Consider the following 18,873-nt stretch of genomic DNA (forward strand, 5'->3'; position numbering starts at 1 on the left):
TAAAACAATGCATAAGTATTTAATGATATGTAATGCATATCCAACACTGGAAAACCTTTATGCGAACAGTTTTTTGCACAGAAGAGTAAAAGCTTATCAGCAAAAAGGCCTTGAGGTTGATATTGTTGTTATTACAACAAAAGTATTGAAAGATAAATATTACGATGGTGTACACATTAAATACATGGATGAGTATCAGATTGCATCGTTTCTTAAGGAAAATGATTACTCTACAGTGCTGTTTCACTTTATCAACAAAAAAATGTTTTACGGTATCAATCAGCTAGGGGAACAGGAGCGGCCCAACATAGTTGTTTGGCTCCACGGTTTTGAAGCTGAGGCGTGGCACAGAAGGTACTATAATTTTTTGGAAAATATCAGTCAGCTCGATAATGCCCTGGAAAGAAAGGATACAGTTTTTCAGCCGCAAAAAGAATTTCTGCAGGATATTATGACACGCAAGGACTTAAATATTAAATTTATTTACGTTTCGCGCAGATTCAAAGAATTGTACGTAGATCCTTATGTCGGTGTGGTTCCGGATAATTATCACATCATTCATAATATTATCGATGATGAACTGTTTCAATATCATAAAAAATCTGCCGATGACAGATTAAAAATTTGTACTATACGACCATTCACGGCTAAAAACTATGCAAATGATATAACTGTTGATGTCATCAAACAATTAAGTAGGAAAAAATATTTCCACAAGCTTGAATTTAATATATACGGTGACGGGAAATTATTTAATGTTCTTACCAATCCTCTGAAACAATTTGACAATGTGAATTTACATAAAGGATTTGTTAAACAAAATGACATTCCTGAAATTCATAAAAATCATGGCATTTATCTGGGTCCTTCCCGTCATGATTCTCAGGGTGTTTCGCTTGGTGAGGCTATGAGCAGTGGCCTAGTGCCGGTTACAAACAATATTGGCGGGATTCCGGAATTTATAACCCATAAAGAAACAGGAATGCTTGCATCAAGAGATAATGTAAATGAAATGGTAGAACATATAGAATTTTTATATAAGCATGCACGCAAATTTAAAAAAATGAGCGAGAACGCAGCTGAAAGTATAAAACAACAAGCCGGTCTCGATATTGTTATAAGTAAGGAAATTGAGGTGATTACTAATGGCTGGGGTTGATTGGGAAAAAGCGTATCATGATTTGGAAGATCATATCGAAGCTATAATGCGAGAAACCAGTGAATTGGTAAACAACGCGTCCCCAAAATTGAAATTAAATGAAGTTTATATAACGAAAACAAATACGCTTGATGTAATCATTGATGCTACTGGAGAAAAAATGGAATATGCAATTGATCTTATCGATCGCAAGGGAAAAATGGATACTGTTAAGACCGGGTATCAAAAATCGAATACATTTTCATTTGAAATTCCTGACGGAAGATATTCAATTACAGCATATGCAAAAGAAAGTCTGAAAGATAACTCGAGAGTATTCGAAAAAACAACTGTAAATTTTAAACGGGTGCTTAATGATGAATAAATTTTTTATGGAACTGGATGAAAAAAATAATGGCCGGTCAGTCACACTTGTTATTCAAAAGAACGAAGGAATCCAGAACGCATTTGCGCGTCTCGGCAGTTATGATATGGCTAAACAAATCGATTTAACAAAAGTCGATGTTGCGAGTGTATGGGAAATAATCAATGACTTTCCCGAGAACGGCGAAGAAGCTACTTTTATTCTCAATGATATGCAGATTAATGAGAGCCTTCTTAAAACTGCTGACAATATTCAGAATATAGATTTTAAAAATAATCTTTATCATCTGACGACAGGTGACCGGAATATTGATTTGATAGAAAAGTACAGAATGCTGAATATTAATGTTAAGCAAAAAAATAAGACCTATGAGCTGGAAATCGTTGAAAGTCTACTGAGAGAGCACGACAAAAAGAATGAGGTAATCAGCAATCTCCAAAGAGAAAATCAGCAGCTGCAGTTTACAGGCGGAAGAGCTGACGATGATGATCTTGAAACAAGATATTTAGATTTAATGGAAAAGTATAAACAGTCTCTAAACAGGCTGGAACAGCTGCGCAGTTCAAAACTTGGTAAAATGCAAGTTGCATACTGGAATAAGAAAAGAGGATATTAATGAAGGTAGTTAATAGAATCAATACAGCAGATGCAAACTCTCAGTATATAAACAGTGTAATATCTTCATTATCAGAGTTACATCCGGCGGGCCTGACTGTTATAAAGTATATTTCAGAACATGCTGCAAAAGCAGAACACAGTCCGGCTGAAAAAAGCTTGAATAATATGAATTTTGTACTTGTAACGGATAACTTATACGCATACGATGAGCTGAAGAAGACTTCTGATGATAATACTACTGTGGTGTACGGTACTGTTGAAGACGCAAAAGTTTATATAAAATATTCACATGTCATCATCATTGATGAGAACTTAACGGTTAAGTTCCATCATGACGAACTGGATTTTAGTGAAGACAAAATTTATCTTACCGACATAGATGGAAACGATTCTTTAGATGCAAAAATTTATAAAAACTTTTTATCAGATAATCATATAGACAAGTATAATTTTGATTCTCCGACAATTGAAAAATTAATCAGAGAAACCAACTGTATTATTCCTTCGCATTTAATTTTTCATCACAGTTTTACAGATAATTTTTCATTTCGTTTTAATATCTGGATGTCAAATTTAATGGCAATTATTAATTTAAATGGAGAAATTGAGAAAACAGACGCAATATGTGTGCATGGTGAACTGGAACGAGGTATACCGGAAAGTTGTAATGAAGCAATAAAATGTGTTAAGTATATCGATAATAAAATTTCGAAACGTTATGACGAAAAAGTATCAGAAGTGCTGCAGTATTTTAATAAAATATTTACAGCGAATCTTAAAAATTATATCGATAAAGGGAATATCAGCAAAGAAAAACTTATTGAAGAAATGAAATCTATTGGTATTGAAAATATCTATTATTCTGCTTTGAACAAAGGCGATGCACGTAAACTGGTTTTAGCATATTGTTTCCCGCCGTTCAATGACACAAGCGGCAACGTGATGGCAAAGCGAATATTTGAAACAGGAGATATTGTTGATGTTATTTCGAATGACATGAGCCGTATTAGAAAAAAAGATAATAAACTGCTTAATATTATGTCACATCTGCTTGATTCTCAAATCGTACTGACCGGCCCGCAAGCTTTCAGCAGCTGGGCGAGTATTGAAGAGTATATGCAGGGTGTTTTTCATAAGTACAAACTTTATGAAGATAAATACGATGAAATTTATTCACGTGTAATGTTTCCGCATTCTCATTTTGCAGCATTTGAAATTAAAAAAGAAAACCCGGATATTAAATGGGTAGCGGAGTTTTCAGATCCTCTGTATACAGATGTTTCTTCGAATATAAGGTATGCACCAATAGAAGATGATGAGTATATTGAGATGCTTAAAGAGTATACAGGAGAAGAGTACAGTCATTTGATTAACGACAATTCATTTAACGTGTGTGAAGTAATCCCATTTTTGTATGCAGATGAACTCATATTCACAAATCACTATCAGATGAACTACATGCTGGAAAGATTCGATGATAGAATTAAGACTTTAGTAACTGGTAAAGCAGTTATCAGCCAGCACCCGACCTTACCAGAAGATATGTACAATATCGTAAAAACATTCTACAAAATTAACCAAGAAGAAATAAATATTGCTTACTTCGGGAATTTTTATGATACACGGGGATTCAGACAGATTGAATTAGTAGCCAAACAGCTGTATGAGGCAAATATAAATAACTTTAAAATACATGTGTTCACTAATCTTAATAAAAAAACGCTGAGATTTTATAAACAGAGTGATTTTAAAGAGTATATTGAAATGAACCAGTACGCGCCTTATTTTGAGTTTTTGAACTTGACTAATTTAATGGATATATTACTTATATTTGACGCTGAGACTGTTGGTATTAAACCATATAATCCATACGTACCTTCTAAATTGAGCGACTACAGGGGAAGTACAAGTAAAATCTGGGCGTTTACAGAAAAAGGCAGTGTATTGGATTTAACTGAAGAAGATAATATATATACTGTCCAGCAGCGTGATTATTATAAATATGGTGAAACCATGAAGGAAATTTCAGAGCATATTGATAAACCGGTATACAATGCGGCTAATATTAAATGTTTAAATTAACACTGACTTGGAAGTGGGAAAATGACTTATAAAGTTAAAGTTGATAATGTTTCAAAAGTTTTTAATACAACCAGTAATAAAAAAAAGTTATGGAAAATATTATTTCCTTTTATGAATAAAGAACAGGAATACTACCATGCTCTAAAAAATGTTTCTTTTGAAGTGGAACCAGGGGATTCTGTTGGTATTGTAGGATTAAACGGTTCGGGCAAGTCCACTCTTTCGAATCTGCTCGGCGGAGTAACTGTACCATCTTCAGGAGAAATATATGTAGATGGCAAGCCATCACTGATTGCTATTTCAGCAGGTTTGAATATGGAATTGACCGGTGAAGAAAACATTCATATGAAATGTCTGATGCACGGATTAAGCGAAAAAGAAATTGAGGAACGTTATGATGATATTGTGGCTTTCAGTGAACTTGAAGAATTTCTTAATCAGCCGATTAAATCTTATTCAAGCGGTATGATGTCGAGGCTTGGTTTTGCTATCGCTGTTCACACAGACCCTGATGTACTGATAGTGGACGAAGCCTTATCTGTCGGGGATGATACATTTGCGAGTAAATGTATCGCGAAGATGAAGGAATTCAGAGAACAAGGTAAAACTATATTCTTTGTCAGTCATTCTATTCCCCAAATTCAGCAGATGTGCAATAAAGCGGCTTGGATTCACTTTGGCGAACTGCGGGAATATGGAGACTGTATCCCGGTAGTAGGGCTGTATGCACGTTTTGTAAGAGGTTATAATATAAAAGAGAAACACATTCAAAAACGTTATAAAAAAGCTATGATTGAGGGACAGAGAACTACAACATATCTGCCGGATAAAAATGAAACGAAATTTGGAATATGGAATAGTATGCTTTTAATGATTTTTTCAGTTATTATAGTTGTGATGGGATATTTGCAGGCAATACAATATCTATAAGGTGCTTATAAAATGAATAAATTAACTTATGAAGAATTAAAAGAAATAGCTTTGGAATCTTTGGAGAAAGAAGAAAGAGCCTTAAATGAACTTAAAAATATAGACAGGCAAATATCAGTTTTGAAAAATGAGAACGACAGATTAAACAGGCAGATAAAAAAATATCAAAGTTTTCTTCCTATTAAAGTAGGTTTGAAGATGAAAAAGTTTGTCAGAAAGTAGTGTATGAGTATGTCTAATTTAAAAATTAGAGAGCGATTAAAAGAAATAAATACAATTAAAAACTCAATACTTTCGGATGAAAAAGTTCAAGAGGAAACCAACTTTTTTCCTGTCAGTAATTTAGAGTATGGAATAAGTGTAATTATACCTGTTCATCGGGGAGAAAAATTTATCGAAAGCCTTATTGATTCTTTAAAAAAGCAGACTCTCGACAATAAATATTTTGAAGTGATATTTGTTTTTAATGGTGAATATAACAAGAGCGAGTCTTTGGTTGAGAAGATGCAAATAACTTTTAATCATAGGACTTTATATTCGAATCAGGGTGTTGGGATTGCCCGCAATATGGGGATTAACAATGCACAATATTCTTATATAACTTTTCTGGATGTAGATGATACATTATCTGCTGATTATTTATCAAATTCACTGTCAGAAGCAGAGCCTTATACTATATTATTAAACCAGCTGCATGAAATTGTAGAAACCAGGGATGATCATGGAAATAATGTGATTAATAAAGAACTGCTCAGACTTACTCAATATCCGAACAGCTATTTTGATGTAGGAAAGAATCTATCCTTAAACGGTGCCAAAATAGTACCTACTAGTTTTTTACTGAACACACAGTTTAATGAAGAACTTAATAATGGAGAAGACGTGGTACTCTATGCAGCGCTTATAACAGAATATAAACCGATTATCAAAATAAATCAGCAAGCAGCTGTTTACTACAGATATAAAGGCCAGGGAACCCTGTCTCGTGCTAAAATATCATTTCAATTTAATGTGATGGACAGAATTAACGTTATTGACGCCTTGCAGGATTTACTGAAATATGAAGATGATCTTGATGTAAGGAATTTAATTATAGACAGAATGCGTTCACAGGCATTGTTTATAAACAAATATTTGGATTTAAATATGGATGATTACGGCAGAGTGACAGACTTAATTAAATTCAAACAGGATGAGTTTTATCCCTATCAGCAGGTCAATAAAGATTTGGCAAAAACTTTATATATCAGCTATTGTTTCCCTCCTTTTGTCGATACAAGTGGCGTAGTGATGGCAAAACGTATTAATCAAGGGAAGCAGCCAGTGGATGTTGTTTTTAACGATATGACGGATGTCAGAGGGATGGATCCATCTCTTGAAGTCATTGCTAACCCATATATTGATACTAAATACATGATTAATACTGCTTCATCTTTTTCAAATGCTAACTATATTCAGTCATTTGTGGATAAGGTAAAAAAACGTGTGGAACTTTATAAGTACGATAAAATTTACAGTCGTGCGCTTTGGCCGGGATCACATATGGCAGCATTTGAATTTAAACAGGATAATAGCAATCTAATGTGGGTTGCAGAGTTTTCGGATCCTATCTTGTATGATATTAAAAATCAGGAACGTAAAGCAGGTTATTTTACGGTTAAAGAAGTTAAAAAACTGAAGAAAAAAGTGCCTAAAAATTTCGAAGAATACATTAATGCTAATTTATTTAACATGTGTGAAGTACTTCCTTTTATTTTTGCAGATAAGATTATCTTCACTAATATTAATCAGCAGGAAGTCATGCTGGAACGTTTTAATAATGAATTTAAAAATATGGTTTATAAAAAATCAATTATTTCTCAGCATCCTTCATTGGATAAATATTATTATGATATCGATAAACACTACGTATCACTGGATCAGAAAGAATATAACATTGGTTATTTTGGGAATTTTTATGAAACAAGAAGCGCATCAGATATTATAAATATTGCCAAAAAAATAAAAGAGAATAAAATTAATGCCAAACTTTATATATTTACAAACGATACTTCGAAAGTAAGAAGTCAGGTTATTACTCAGGGTGTTTCTGAAATCGTCCAAGTTAGTACATACCTAAAATATTTTGAATTTCTTAATGCTTCAAAAGAATTTGACTGTTTAATTTTAAGTGATGCGAATACAAAAGAGTATATGAAAAAGAATCCTTATTTAGCATCAAAGTACAGTGATTATATATCTTCTGGTACAGATATATGGTCACTGTATGAAGAAGGCAGTGTGCTAAGTGAAATTGTTAAAGATAATAACAATAACGTATTCGGCAGTGAATTGGGGCATATTGAAGAAATAGAAAAAACTCTCTTTGAATTAATTAATAACAGTAAAAAAATTGAGTCCTGATATCAGGACTCAATTTTTTTATAATTCTTTCTCCATATATTTATGAGGAATACCTGCATCATCAAATTCATCAGATGAAACATGGTAACCGAGCTTTTCATAAAAGTTAAGTGCATGTACCTGCGCGCCGAGTTTGGCTCGTGTATAGCCATTTTCTTCTGCATGAATGTGAACGAAGTTCATGAGTGTCTGACCGAGATGCAGACCTCTTGCTATTTTTCTTACAGCCATGCGTTCTACTTTGATTAGACCGTCACCCATATCACGGTATCTGACTGTACCGATTGGGCGGTCATCAAGAGTAAGAAGAATATTCACAGATTCTTTTTCATACTCATCGACTTCTAATTCCAGCGGCACGTTTTGTTCTTCAACAAAAACTTCTTTTCTAATTTCCAGACATTGGTTGTAATACTTTGGATCATCAGTTATTTTAAGTTCCATTTCATCACCTACATCGCATTTTTTCTTCGTATAATCGTATACTGCCAAAATACTTTAAGCTGTTCAATATTCCAGTAATCCATACCGAGTGATAGGGCGGGACGGGTGTTAAATTTAATATTGCTCGCTTCTGCTGCTGCCAGTGCAATGTACTGGATATGCGGCTTTAGCTTTTTAAATTCATCTGATAACCTGCCGTCTTTTTGAATCCAGTCCAGCGGGGAAATATAATCAAAAATATTTACAACTTCATATATTTCAGGAATCGCAGTGATATAACAGGCTGCATCAACAGAAGGGTTGTTCTGTGATTCCGAAAAATAACTTCTCAGGGATAAATATAATTCTTTGTGTTCGTGATTCATATAAAAGTATTCATTTTCAATTTTTGGCTGATTATTATTTTTAATCAGTTCTTCCAGATTATCCATCATTTCATGGATATTTGTCACTTTGTCATATGATTTTCTCAAAACAGCCACCTCCACTTAATTAATAATAATAACCATTATTCAGTGAATTGCTATTGCTGCCCTCGTAGTATTCATCTTCTGTTTCTGTACCATCATCATAGTAGCTATCATTCTGATTGTTTGTGCCGTCATCATAATAACCTTCATTATTATAATTTTCTCCTTGTGCCGGTTCTTCAGTGCCTTCATCCTGAGGAGCCTGATTACCCTGATTGAAGTCACCTTCTGTTGTATCTTCTAAATCGTCTTCGCCTTCGACATCAGATTCTTCGTAATCAAATTCCTCAGTTTCAAAGCCGTCACCGTAAGAACTTTCATAACCTTCTTCGGCGAAGTAGGGAATTACTTCAGGCTGGTGTTCAGTGAGCATATAATCATCCATATATTCATAAGGTACAAGATAATCGCCTAATCTCAGCTGCAGTAAATCGAACGGTTCAGAAGGTTCCATTTCCAGTATAGAGCGTATCGTATTTGAAAGAACAAATAAATGCTCATCATCTGCTCTGTAGAAGTAAGCTCCGTTTCCTTGCTGCCAGTAATCTGTACCGCGCAGCTGGGTGGAATCGAAAGAGATATCGTTAAAAGCGTAATATGAAGCAAGCTGACGGATATCTTTAGTTGTAAAGTTATGTCTAGTATTATCCGCAACAACTTTAATTAAATCATCAATTTTACTTAAACCGCCGGATGATTTAACTTTGTTGAGTACAGCTTCCACGAGTTCCATCTGTCTGTTCCCGCGTCCTAAATCTGAATCGACCCGTCTGCTTCTGACGACAGCAAGCGCTTCTGCACCGCTCAGCTCCTGAACGCCTTCAGAGAGTTCGATTCGGCCGTTGTCATCCTGATTCGGCTCATTCATATCAAAAGGCACATCGAATTCGACTCCGCCTACAGAATCTACAATATCCACTACGCCTGCCATATTAATACGAACATAATAATCTACAGGAACATTTAATAGTCTCTCGACAGCATCCATGGAGGCTGAAGGACCACCGTACATATGAGCGTGATTAATCTTATCAAAGTATTCTTCAGTTTTAAGGTAGGCTATTGTGTCTCTTGGGATATTAACCAATTTTACATCATCATTGTTCTTATCAAAGGTTGCAAGTATCATGCTGTCGGTGCGGAAATCATCGCCGTCTAAATTTTCTTTTTCGGCACGTGATTCGTTCTCATCAGTACCGAGAATTAAAACTGTAAAGCTATCTTCCACTGTAGCATCTTCTTTTCTTAAGTCCGATCTTTCTTTGTCAGTCGGTTCGTAGGAGCTGCTGACTCCTTCATCAAAAGTGTTATAAAGACTGTAGATATAAATTCCGGCACCAATTAAAATCAGCACCAGGACAATAACGATTGTCCATATTATTTTCTTCATCAATGTCATAGACCCATTTCTAGTTTAGATTTTAAAATGCATTAACTTCTATTATAATGTTAATAAGACATAATTTAAAACAATATATTAAAATACAGAGGGTTGCAAATGAAAAAGGTAACGATGTTCGTGTGGAATAATTTTGTGAATGATGCCAGGGTACTGAGAGAGGCTTCTGCATTAGCTGATTTGGATTATACAGTAACGATAATTGCTAAGAAAGAACTCTCTGAAATGCATCTTCCTTCCAGTGAGAAAATCAGGGAAGGTATATTTGTTAACAGGCCTTTAAAATTAGAATTTCCTGAAAAGATAACAGACAAGATTAAATCGTCTGTTATTACCAAGCATATACCAAATATGCTGTTAATGTTTAAAATGATAATGCTTGGCCGGAAATATAATACAGATGTGTACCATGCGCATGACTTAAATACCTTAATTCAGGGAATAGTGAGCGCAAAAATTCGTTTGAAAAGAAAGAAATTAATATATGACTCTCATGAAGTACAGACAAGCCGAACCCATTACAGCTTTGAAAAAATATACAGATTAGAAAAGTTTCTGCTTAAATTTGTTGATAAAGTGATTGTAGAGAATGATACACGGGCAGATTACCATAATGATTTATATAGCAAACGTCCGACGCCTATTCATAACTACTCTGAACTGTATAATATTGAAGAAGTTACCGCTTTTCCTTTGAGAGAAACATATAATATTTCTAGGAATACAAAAATTGTACTGTATCAGGGTGGTATGCAGGAAGGCAGAGGGCTGTTTAAATTGCTGGAGGCTTTTTCAAATGTAGAAAATGCAGTTCTGTTTATGATTGGCGATGGTAAAGAAAGACAAAACTTACTTGCTTACCATGAGGAACTCGGACTCGAAAATAAAGTTATTTTTATAGAGCGTGTTCCTTATAGGGATTTAAGGAAGTATACAAAAGCCGCAGACATAGGCATTCAATTTTTAGAAAACACCAATTTCAATCATTATTCGGCGTCATCTAATAAGCTGTTCGAATATATTATGGCACATGTACCGGTAATAGGCTCAAAACTGCCGGAAATAAAACAGGTTATTGAGAATGAAAACGTCGGCTTAACGGTCGAAGAAGGTAATACTGAAGAATTGACAAGTGTGTTAAACAAGCTGCTTAATGATGACCAGCTGAGACTAAGTTTAAGGAAGAATACTGAGTCAGCAAAATATAAGTATAATTGGGAAAATGAAAAAAAAGTATTGAAAGAATTATATACAGAATTTTAATTTTCATTGCCATGGCAACTTTGATATAATTAATAAGTATTTTAAATTGTACTATATAAGAAAGTAAGTTAAGGTGACTTATGAAAATATTACTGATCACACAAAATTTTTATCCGGAAATAGGTTCCGGGGCAAATAGATTAAAGAATTTGTATATTCAATTATCCAAAAGTCACGATGTCGAGGTACTAACCACACCTCCGTCGTATCCTAATGCAAAGATGTATGATGAGGACAAATACTGGAGCAATGAACAAATAAATCATTCAAAAGATATAATGCGACTCAAAATGAGAACGGACAAGCAGAGTAAATCTATGGCTTTCCGTTTAATGTATTATTTTGAACTTGCCTATAAAGTACGGGTATATGTTAAGAAATACCAGCACCTGTACGATACAATTTACGTCACAACACCTAATATTTTTATCCCCTGGGCCGCTTTCTTTCAAAAGAGAGACAAAGATGTTAAAAGAATTTTAGAAGTGCGTGATCTTTGGCCGGATAGTGTACGAGATGTAGAAAAGATGAACATAAATTTATTTTATCCTGTGCTGAAATTCATGGAAAAGATGCTGTACAAGCAGTCGGATAAAATCGTCATTAACAACGAGGGATTTAGAAATTATATAAAGAAAATGACAAAAAATAAATCCGTCTTGTTTTTACCTAATGCTTTTACTGAAAGCGAAGTGGAATTTGAACAAGCACCTGATGATTTCAGAGTGATTTACACAGGGAATATAGGCTTTGCTCAAAGTTATGAAAAACTGCAGGAAATGGCTCATAAACTTGAAGAAAATAAAATTAATTTTAAAATAATAGGCTATGGAATGAATGCTCACTTATTCCAATCGTATATTGAATATAAGGACTTTAAGTATGTAACTTTCGAAGAAGAAAAAACCAGAGAAGAATGTTTAATTGAAATAAGAAATTCTAATATTCAGCTGTCTATATTAAAAGACAGCGAAATCTTTTTAAATGTCCTGCCAGGCAAAGTGATTGATGGTATTGCTTCAGGAGTTCCCGTTGTCACAAATCTCGGGGGCTATACAAGTGATTTAATTAACTCATATGATGTAGGCTACGCTAAAGAGAAAGCTACGGCTGAAGATCTCACAGAGGCAATTAAAAGAATTAAAGAGGATAAAATGCTAGAGAGTAATATGCGGAATAACTCGAGAAACTTACTTGACTCCCATTTTTTATGGGAAAATAATATAGAGAAATTGGAAAATTTTCTAATTAAAGAAGAGTTTAAGTAATGCTCGAATTGCTTAAGCTCTTTTTATATTATAACAATCGATTTTGATTTAAAATTAGTATATTATAAAAGAAACATATTTATAATTCTTAGGGGTATTAAAAATGAATGAAATAAGGAATAAACTAATTAAAATGATCCCTCGTAGTATGAGAATTTTAACTCGTAAAGTATATTTACGTGATGTGACAGAATATGAAACTTACTTCTCTATAAATTTAATTTTGAAAAGGTTTTATCATATCAACTTAAAAGAAAAAATAAACGTAATCTTAATAAGCAGTGAACATACTGAAGTCCTTGATTTTGCTTTGGAAAAAAATATTCTATCTATCAAGTTAACACCTGACATATTATCACAACTAGAAAGTAATTCTTCAATTAATATCACAGTTGAAGAAAAGCATATGATTATCGAACAACAAGAAAATATACAGGAAAAAACTTCTTTCGTAAAAGATGGAAATTATTATAATATTTCAGCAAATGGAGTACTGCAACTGGAACGTTTATTTTCAGAATATACATTCAATGAAACATATATGTGTGCTGATGAAATCCAAACTTCATATGAATGTTTAAAATTTTCTTTCTATGATATTTTTAATTTAAACGGATACGGTTTGGCATTGTTATATCCTAATAAAATCATCGCGCTTGATAGTACAAGGACTGGTACAGTACTAAAGACTAATGATTTCAAGAATATAACGATGGGCAGAGCGGCAGTTTATGTTGTTAAAGGTTTCGAAATGACACCGGTGAAACTGAGCATCAATGAAATGAATTTAATCACTCAGGAGCATAATCTGAAGTTTTTAAACGAAAGTCGTGAATTATATGCCTATATTGAAAATCATGAAATTGAGATGACCGCTGTCAAAGCAGAAGTCATCGAAGACAATGTAATGATGAGAATGGCCTACAGTGAAAATATCGAAATTAAAAATTTTGTTGTATCAGATACTGTTTCAGAGGAAGAAACAGTGTTCGAGGTAAAAAACAGCCTTCCGGGCGAGTTTGAAGTGGAAATTCCATTGGGTACCCTGGTCGACAGTTTTTCACGTAAGAAGTTTAAACTGATTACTATTGGTGACGAACCGCTTACACTTCAGCCAAATGTGAGTTACCTGAAAGAATTAGGTTTCGGCGAACGTCTCGCTATTAACTACCAGCACGAAAATATTAAGATGTGGTTCTATAAAAGAAAAGACACCGCGCTCGGTTTTAAAGTAACCCGGCCCCGCATTCGGAGACAGGTGACCCTAATTGAAGGTTTTAATCTCGAAGGCTTTATAAAAGGGCGCGAAAATTTTTCTGGCTGCAGTACTTATATGATTTTTGAAGACCGCTACAGTAAAGAGGCTGTCCATTTACCGATTGACGAAGATTTTAACATTGATTTAACCAAGCTGGATTTAAAATCAATTAAGAGCAAAGATAAAACTATAATAGACGTGTTTATTGCAATGATCAGCGAAGAAGGGGAAACAGTACGGAAAGAAAAAATAAAATATAAATTTTCCGACTATAAAAAAGATAATTATTACGGCAGCCATTCGGAAAAAAGCGGTGAAGGGAATGTCCATTATCATTTAATCACGACGACTCCGTTTGATAATCTGAAAATAGAAACGTTTACTATCCCGACTGAAATAGCAATTCCTGATAATGCTGCGGAGAAAGATTATAATACATGGCTGGTCGGAGAACGTTACGATACTGCCCAGGACAACGGCTACGCTTTCTATAAGTATTTAAAAGAAAATACCGATGTCAATGCTTATTATGCAATTGAAAGCAGTGCTCTCGATTATGAAAAGATAAAATCGGATCCGCATGTACTGCCTTTCGGTTCAGATAAACATTTTGAAGTTGCACTTAAAGCAGGTGTTCTGCTCGGCACGCACGACCTTGAAAATTTGCTGCCTTACAAACCTGCGAGAGGCTTTTTCAACTATGAGGATACAGTAAGAGTATTTCTGCAGCATGGTGTACTCGGCCGTAAAAGAGTAGAGTATCATAAAAAGTATTATGATCTGCCTTTCGACTTATTTATCGTCAGCAGTGATCCTGAAAAATATGATGTTGTCATGAGAAAGCTCGGTTATGACGAGGAAGACGTTGCGGTCACCGGACTCGCACGCTTCGACTCGCTTCCCCGGGGTAATAAAACTAAAGACATCCTGCTTATGCCGACATGGCGGGACTGGATAAATACAGATGAAGCGTTTCTCACGAGCCAGTACTTCCATAATTATAACGGACTGATTCATAACGAGCGTCTGATTAAAATACTGGAAGATAATGATGTGCAGCTGAACTTTTACCCGCATTACAGAGCGCAGATGTATTTTAACGATGAAATATTGAATCCGAGCAGCAATATTAAATTTATCCAGCTCGGCACGAGAACAGTACAGGAGCTCCTGATTGACCACTCGCTGTTAATTACGGATTATTCCAGTGTCAGCTTTGACTTTACCCTGATGAATAAGCCGGTCATCTACTATCATTTTGATGTCAGAAAGTTTTTCAGACAGGGAAAACTCCGGCCGTTATTCCAAACATTCATCGGAGATATTGCACGGACTGAAGATGATTTAATCGATTTGATTGAAAGTCAGATTAAGCTCAACTTTAAATCGGAACAGCCTGATATTTCAGGTATATTTAAATATCAGGATCATCATAATTCAGAACGGATATATAACAGCGTAAAAGAAAAAATAAAAGAAAGAATAAATTATTAAAAGCAGCCGTCCGGAAGTCCGGACGGCTGCTTTTACATACTGTATATATATTCTATCAATTTTTCGCTCGCCTGGCCACTGGAGTATTTGTTCCACTGCTTGTTAAAACTTGCGATTTTCTCTAAGTCAAAATCGTTTTCCTCGAGGGCTGTAATAATATCTGCAGTTTGATAAGCAACCGGTCCCGGCATATAGGTTTCATAGTTGAACCAGATACCGCGGGATTCTTCATATTCCTTTAAGTCGTATGGAAAAAATATCATCGGCTTGTTTAAAATTGAAAATTCAAAAGGTATCGAGGAATAATCTGTAATGAGCACATCCGCAGCTGCGAGCAGTGAATTTATCTCGTATTTTCCGGAAACATCCGTTACGAATTCGCTATTATTAAAACCTGAAAGCTTTACTGCCGGATGAAGTTTTAACAAAAGATGATATTCTCCGTCAAGCTTTTTTCTCATCAGATCGATATCCAGTTGGATTTTATCTGTATCAAACTGATTATCACGGAATGTAGGAGCATAGAGCAGCGCTTTTTTGTCTTTAAGTATAGGCAGGGCACTGCGGATTTTTTCGGCTTCGGCCTCAATTTTATCCATATTGTAAAAGAAATCGGTTCTCGGCACACCGGTTTTGAGTATCCGGCTGTCATCAGCACCGAACGCTTCTTTGAAAATATACGCCATTTCATCAGAACTTACCGTTATATGGTGAAAGCGGCTGTATACTTTTTTAAAACGTTTGTGCGCGCTGTCCGGCCGGTTTTTAATTGTTTTGTCTCTGAATCCGAAATACTTTACAGCTCCGTTAGCATGCCAGACTTGCGTGCATTTTACTGACGGGCGGAAATTACAAGCAGCGAGCACGACGTGATAGTTATCGACAAAAACATACCGGGCTGTTGCCAGATGATATATTCCCCGGATAAAAGAAAAGAGACTCCCGGGAGTAAAATCTGTAATGTTTTTTTGGCTGACAGCCTCAAATTTTTTTTTGCAGCGGGATTCCTTTAAGATAAAAATTTCCGATGAGGTCTGATTTTTAACTTCCCCGATGACATATTCGATATTGTCACCGAAGGACGCAAGCATCACCGTTTTATCTCGGAGAGGCAGCAGATTAAATAATTTAAAAACAATCCCGAATAGAAGCAGAAAAAATTGGATGACCGCTTCTTTAGCCATTATTGTTTTTCAGCTCATCTTTAATTTTTGTAGTTGATATGCCGCTTGTTCTCGGCAGATAGACAACTTCGCAATATTCTTTCAGAAAATCAAATTCGCCTTCCCAGTCGCTGCCCATAACAAAAGTATCGATATTATATTTTTGTACGTCACGGCTCTTCTGGTCCCATGTATCTTCACCGATAACTTCATCGACATATCTGATAGCTTCCAGTATTTGTTTTCTTTCTTCGAATGAATGATAAGCCTCTTTATGTTTGAGCATATTGAATTCATCGGTTGATACTGCAACGATTAAATAATCTCCGAGCGCCTTGGCGCGTCTCAATATATTTATATGACCCGTATGCAACAGATCGAATGTACCGTAAGTGATTACTTTTTTCATGTTAATTTGCCTCCGTTAAAGCATTATTATAGTGTTTTGTAGTATTATGAATTATAGCATAAGATAATTAAGAAAACTTTGCAGGTGTGGTGGATATGAAACAAATTAAAAGACTGGCCTTAAAATTATATAAAATATTATTCTGGTTATGCGGAAAATCTTTTAACAAAGATCATTCGCTGATTATTTTCGAAAGCTTTCTCGGAAAACAATTCAGTGACAATCCCCGGGCATTATATGAATACATGTCGATTCATTATCCAGAATACAGGTTTTTATGGAGTGTGGACAAGCGGTACACTGAAGTGTTTGAACGCCATGATGTGCCTTATATTAAAAGATTCTCGTTCAGCTGGATGATTTATATGAATAAGGCAGCATTGTGGATTTCAAACAGCAGAATGCCTCTCTGGATTCCAAAGCCGAAAGGCACGACGTATTTACAGACCTGGCACGGGACACCTTTGAAAAAGCTTGCTGTAGATATGGATGAAGTACATATGCCCGGTACTGATACTGAGAATTATAAAAAAAACTTTACCCGGGAATCGGCAAAATGGGATTTTCTAATTTCGCCGAATGAGTATTCGAGTGAAATATTTAAAAGAGCATTTCAATTTGACGGGGAAATGCTGGAAACAGGTTACCCGAGAAATGATTTTCTTTTTACGAACAGCGATGAGGAAGCCATTAATAATCTGAAAAAAGATTTGAATCTGCCGGAAGATAAAAAAATAATTTTGTATGCTCCGACTTGGCGCGATGATTCATACCACGCGAAAGGAAGATATAAATTCAACCTTGAATTCGATATGAAACAGATGTATGAAAGTTTGTCTGATGAATACATTATTATATTAAGACTGCATTATCTGGTAAGCGAGAACCTCGATATAAGTGGATATGAAGACTTTATTTATGATTATTCAAATTACGAAGAAATCAGAGATTTGTATGTTGTTTCGGATATGCTGATTACAGATTACTCATCGGTATTTTTCGATTATGCGAACCTGGAACGTCCGATGATTTTTTATGTTTATGATATTGAGAATTACCGCGACAAGCTCCGGGGATTTTATTTTGACTTTGAAAGAAAAGCGCCCGGTCCGCTTGTCACTACGACAGATGAACTTCTGCAGGCAATTAAAAAGATGGAAACTGAAAACTTTAACGAAATATATAATACTGAAGAATTCCGCAGCAGATTCGGTGCACTTGAAGATGGCAAAGCATCACAACGGGTGGCCGATGAAGTTATTTGTTATTTAGGAAGTAAAATTGTATAATTCATCATTGATGAAAATTTGAGGTTGTGAGTAACTTATGAAATCCATGTGGAAAGTTTTACAGGAACAGATAGCCCATTTTTATTTGGTAAGGCGTTTGTCGATATACGATATAAAAAGTAAGAATCAGAATAACTATCTCGGAATAGTCTGGGAAGTTCTGACACCGCTCATCAGTATTCTTATCTACTGGTTTGTATTTGGCACGCTGCGCTCACGAGCGCCGATTGAAATAGACGGCATGGAAGTGCCTTTCTTCTTCTGGCTGTTTATAGGATTTGTCGTTTGGACTTTCTTTTATCAGGCCAGTATAGAAGCATCCAAATCGATATATACGCGGCTTAAGATGTTGTCAAAAATGAATTTTCCTTTAAGTGTAATACCTAATATTCCGATATTTTCCAAGTTTTATACGCATTTAATCATGCTTACCATTGCTTTTATTGTGTTTCAGTTTGCGGGTTATTACGTCAGCGTGTACTTTATACAAATTCCTTATTTTATTTTTGCAACCTACGTGCTGGTATATTCATTTGCGCTGATTACATCGACGCTGTCAACACTGATCCGCGATGTGCATCTGGTACTTAATTCACTGCTCCGCATGCTGCTGTATTTATCGGGTGTGCTGTGGCCGCTGTCGATGCTCTCGGACTTCCCGAAGCTCGTAGTAATTATGCAATTAAATCCGCTGGTATATTTAATTGAAGGATACCGCGCTGCATTTTTCGGTACAGAATGGTTTCTCGTTACCGAATGGAAATATTCTTTATATTTCTGGGGCCTCATGCTCGTGATGCTGTTTATCGGCTCGGTGCTGCACATTAAATTCAGACGTAATTTTATCGATTACTTATAAT

Annotated in this window: 17 protein-coding genes; 12 read left to right on the forward strand and 5 right to left on the reverse strand. The window is 35.2% G+C overall.

Annotated features, from left to right (window positions below; all coding sequences use genetic code 11):
• Positions 1-7: 7 nt before the first annotated feature.
• From MHH58_RS03955 to MHH58_RS03985, 7 genes are read left to right on the forward strand one after another with little or no spacing between them, the layout of a single operon-like run.
• The gene (locus MHH58_RS03955; RefSeq protein WP_341345089.1) at positions 8-1,159 is read left to right on the forward strand and encodes a glycosyltransferase family 4 protein; all 1,152 of its coding nucleotides are present in this window, start codon (positions 8-10) and stop codon (positions 1,157-1,159) included.
• Positions 1,146-1,523, forward strand: a complete 378-nt coding sequence (locus MHH58_RS03960; RefSeq protein ID WP_341345090.1) for a hypothetical protein — start codon at positions 1,146-1,148, stop codon at positions 1,521-1,523. The genes MHH58_RS03955 and MHH58_RS03960 overlap by 14 nt, the downstream gene beginning before the upstream one ends.
• Complete coding sequence (locus MHH58_RS03965; RefSeq protein ID WP_341345091.1) at positions 1,513-2,139, forward strand: hypothetical protein; 627 nt, start codon at positions 1,513-1,515, stop codon at positions 2,137-2,139. The genes MHH58_RS03960 and MHH58_RS03965 overlap by 11 nt, the downstream gene beginning before the upstream one ends.
• On the forward strand, positions 2,139-4,223 hold the full coding sequence (locus MHH58_RS03970) for a hypothetical protein (protein ID WP_341345092.1): 2,085 nt from the start codon (positions 2,139-2,141) through the stop codon (positions 4,221-4,223). The genes MHH58_RS03965 and MHH58_RS03970 overlap by 1 nt, the downstream gene beginning before the upstream one ends.
• A gap of 21 nt (positions 4,224-4,244) precedes the next feature.
• A complete protein-coding gene (locus MHH58_RS03975) occupies positions 4,245-5,153 on the forward strand; it encodes an ABC transporter ATP-binding protein (protein WP_341345093.1) in 909 nt (302 codons plus the stop codon).
• Positions 5,154-5,165: 12 nt separating this feature from the next.
• Positions 5,166-5,375 carry a hypothetical protein gene (locus tag MHH58_RS03980; protein ID WP_035807796.1) on the forward strand — a complete coding sequence of 70 codons (210 nt, stop codon included), beginning with the start codon at positions 5,166-5,168 and terminating at the stop codon, positions 5,373-5,375.
• A gap of 9 nt (positions 5,376-5,384) precedes the next feature.
• On the forward strand, positions 5,385-7,556 hold the full coding sequence (locus tag MHH58_RS03985) for a glycosyltransferase (protein ID WP_341345094.1): 2,172 nt from the start codon (positions 5,385-5,387) through the stop codon (positions 7,554-7,556).
• 18 nt (positions 7,557-7,574) lie between these two features.
• Here the strand turns inward: MHH58_RS03985 and MHH58_RS03990 are convergent, their stop codons facing one another.
• The 3 genes from MHH58_RS03990 to MHH58_RS04000 are packed head-to-tail and all read right to left on the reverse strand — an operon-like array spanning position 7,575 to position 9,860.
• Entirely contained in the window at positions 7,575-8,000 is a 426-nt protein-coding gene (locus MHH58_RS03990; protein WP_341345095.1) for a GNAT family N-acetyltransferase, read from the reverse strand.
• An 8-nt stretch (positions 8,001-8,008) separates the two neighbouring features.
• Positions 8,009-8,482, reverse strand: coding sequence for a DUF2538 family protein (locus MHH58_RS03995; RefSeq protein WP_341346086.1), 474 nt, complete (start codon positions 8,480-8,482; stop codon positions 8,009-8,011).
• 10 nt (positions 8,483-8,492) lie between these two features.
• Positions 8,493-9,860, reverse strand: a complete 1,368-nt coding sequence (locus MHH58_RS04000; RefSeq protein ID WP_341345096.1) for an LCP family protein — start codon at positions 9,858-9,860, stop codon at positions 8,493-8,495.
• 108 nt (positions 9,861-9,968) lie between these two features.
• On the opposite strand from MHH58_RS04000, the gene MHH58_RS04005 reads away from it, so the two are divergent.
• The 3 genes from MHH58_RS04005 (at position 9,969) to MHH58_RS04015 (ending at position 15,152) form a co-directional block, all read left to right on the forward strand.
• The gene (locus MHH58_RS04005) at positions 9,969-11,132 is read left to right on the forward strand and encodes a glycosyltransferase (RefSeq protein ID WP_341345097.1); all 1,164 of its coding nucleotides are present in this window, start codon (positions 9,969-9,971) and stop codon (positions 11,130-11,132) included.
• Positions 11,133-11,449: 317 nt separating this feature from the next.
• Positions 11,450-12,400, forward strand: coding sequence for a glycosyltransferase family 4 protein (locus MHH58_RS04010; protein WP_341345098.1), 951 nt, complete (start codon positions 11,450-11,452; stop codon positions 12,398-12,400).
• A 148-nt stretch (positions 12,401-12,548) separates the two neighbouring features.
• Complete coding sequence (locus tag MHH58_RS04015; RefSeq protein WP_341345099.1) at positions 12,549-15,152, forward strand: CDP-glycerol glycerophosphotransferase family protein; 2,604 nt, start codon at positions 12,549-12,551, stop codon at positions 15,150-15,152.
• 32 nt (positions 15,153-15,184) lie between these two features.
• On the opposite strand, the gene MHH58_RS04020 is transcribed toward MHH58_RS04015, so the two are convergent.
• A complete protein-coding gene (locus MHH58_RS04020; protein WP_341345100.1) occupies positions 15,185-16,336 on the reverse strand; it encodes a CDP-glycerol glycerophosphotransferase family protein in 1,152 nt (383 codons plus the stop codon).
• The gene (gene tagD / locus MHH58_RS04025; RefSeq protein ID WP_341345101.1) at positions 16,329-16,724 is read right to left on the reverse strand and encodes a glycerol-3-phosphate cytidylyltransferase; all 396 of its coding nucleotides are present in this window, start codon (positions 16,722-16,724) and stop codon (positions 16,329-16,331) included. The genes MHH58_RS04020 and tagD overlap by 8 nt, the downstream gene beginning before the upstream one ends.
• Before the next feature lie 95 nt (positions 16,725-16,819).
• Here tagD and MHH58_RS04030 point away from each other — a divergent pair, with 95 nt between their 5' ends.
• The gene (locus MHH58_RS04030; protein ID WP_341345102.1) at positions 16,820-18,013 is read left to right on the forward strand and encodes a CDP-glycerol glycerophosphotransferase family protein; all 1,194 of its coding nucleotides are present in this window, start codon (positions 16,820-16,822) and stop codon (positions 18,011-18,013) included.
• Between the two features lie 37 nt (positions 18,014-18,050).
• The gene (locus MHH58_RS04035; RefSeq protein WP_341345103.1) at positions 18,051-18,872 is read left to right on the forward strand and encodes an ABC transporter permease; all 822 of its coding nucleotides are present in this window, start codon (positions 18,051-18,053) and stop codon (positions 18,870-18,872) included.
• Position 18,873 lies beyond the last annotated feature (1 nt).

The sequence above is a fragment of the Jeotgalicoccus sp. FSL K6-3177 genome (assembly GCF_038050175.1).
In the GTDB taxonomy this organism is placed as follows: domain Bacteria; phylum Bacillota; class Bacilli; order Staphylococcales; family Salinicoccaceae; genus Jeotgalicoccus; species Jeotgalicoccus nanhaiensis.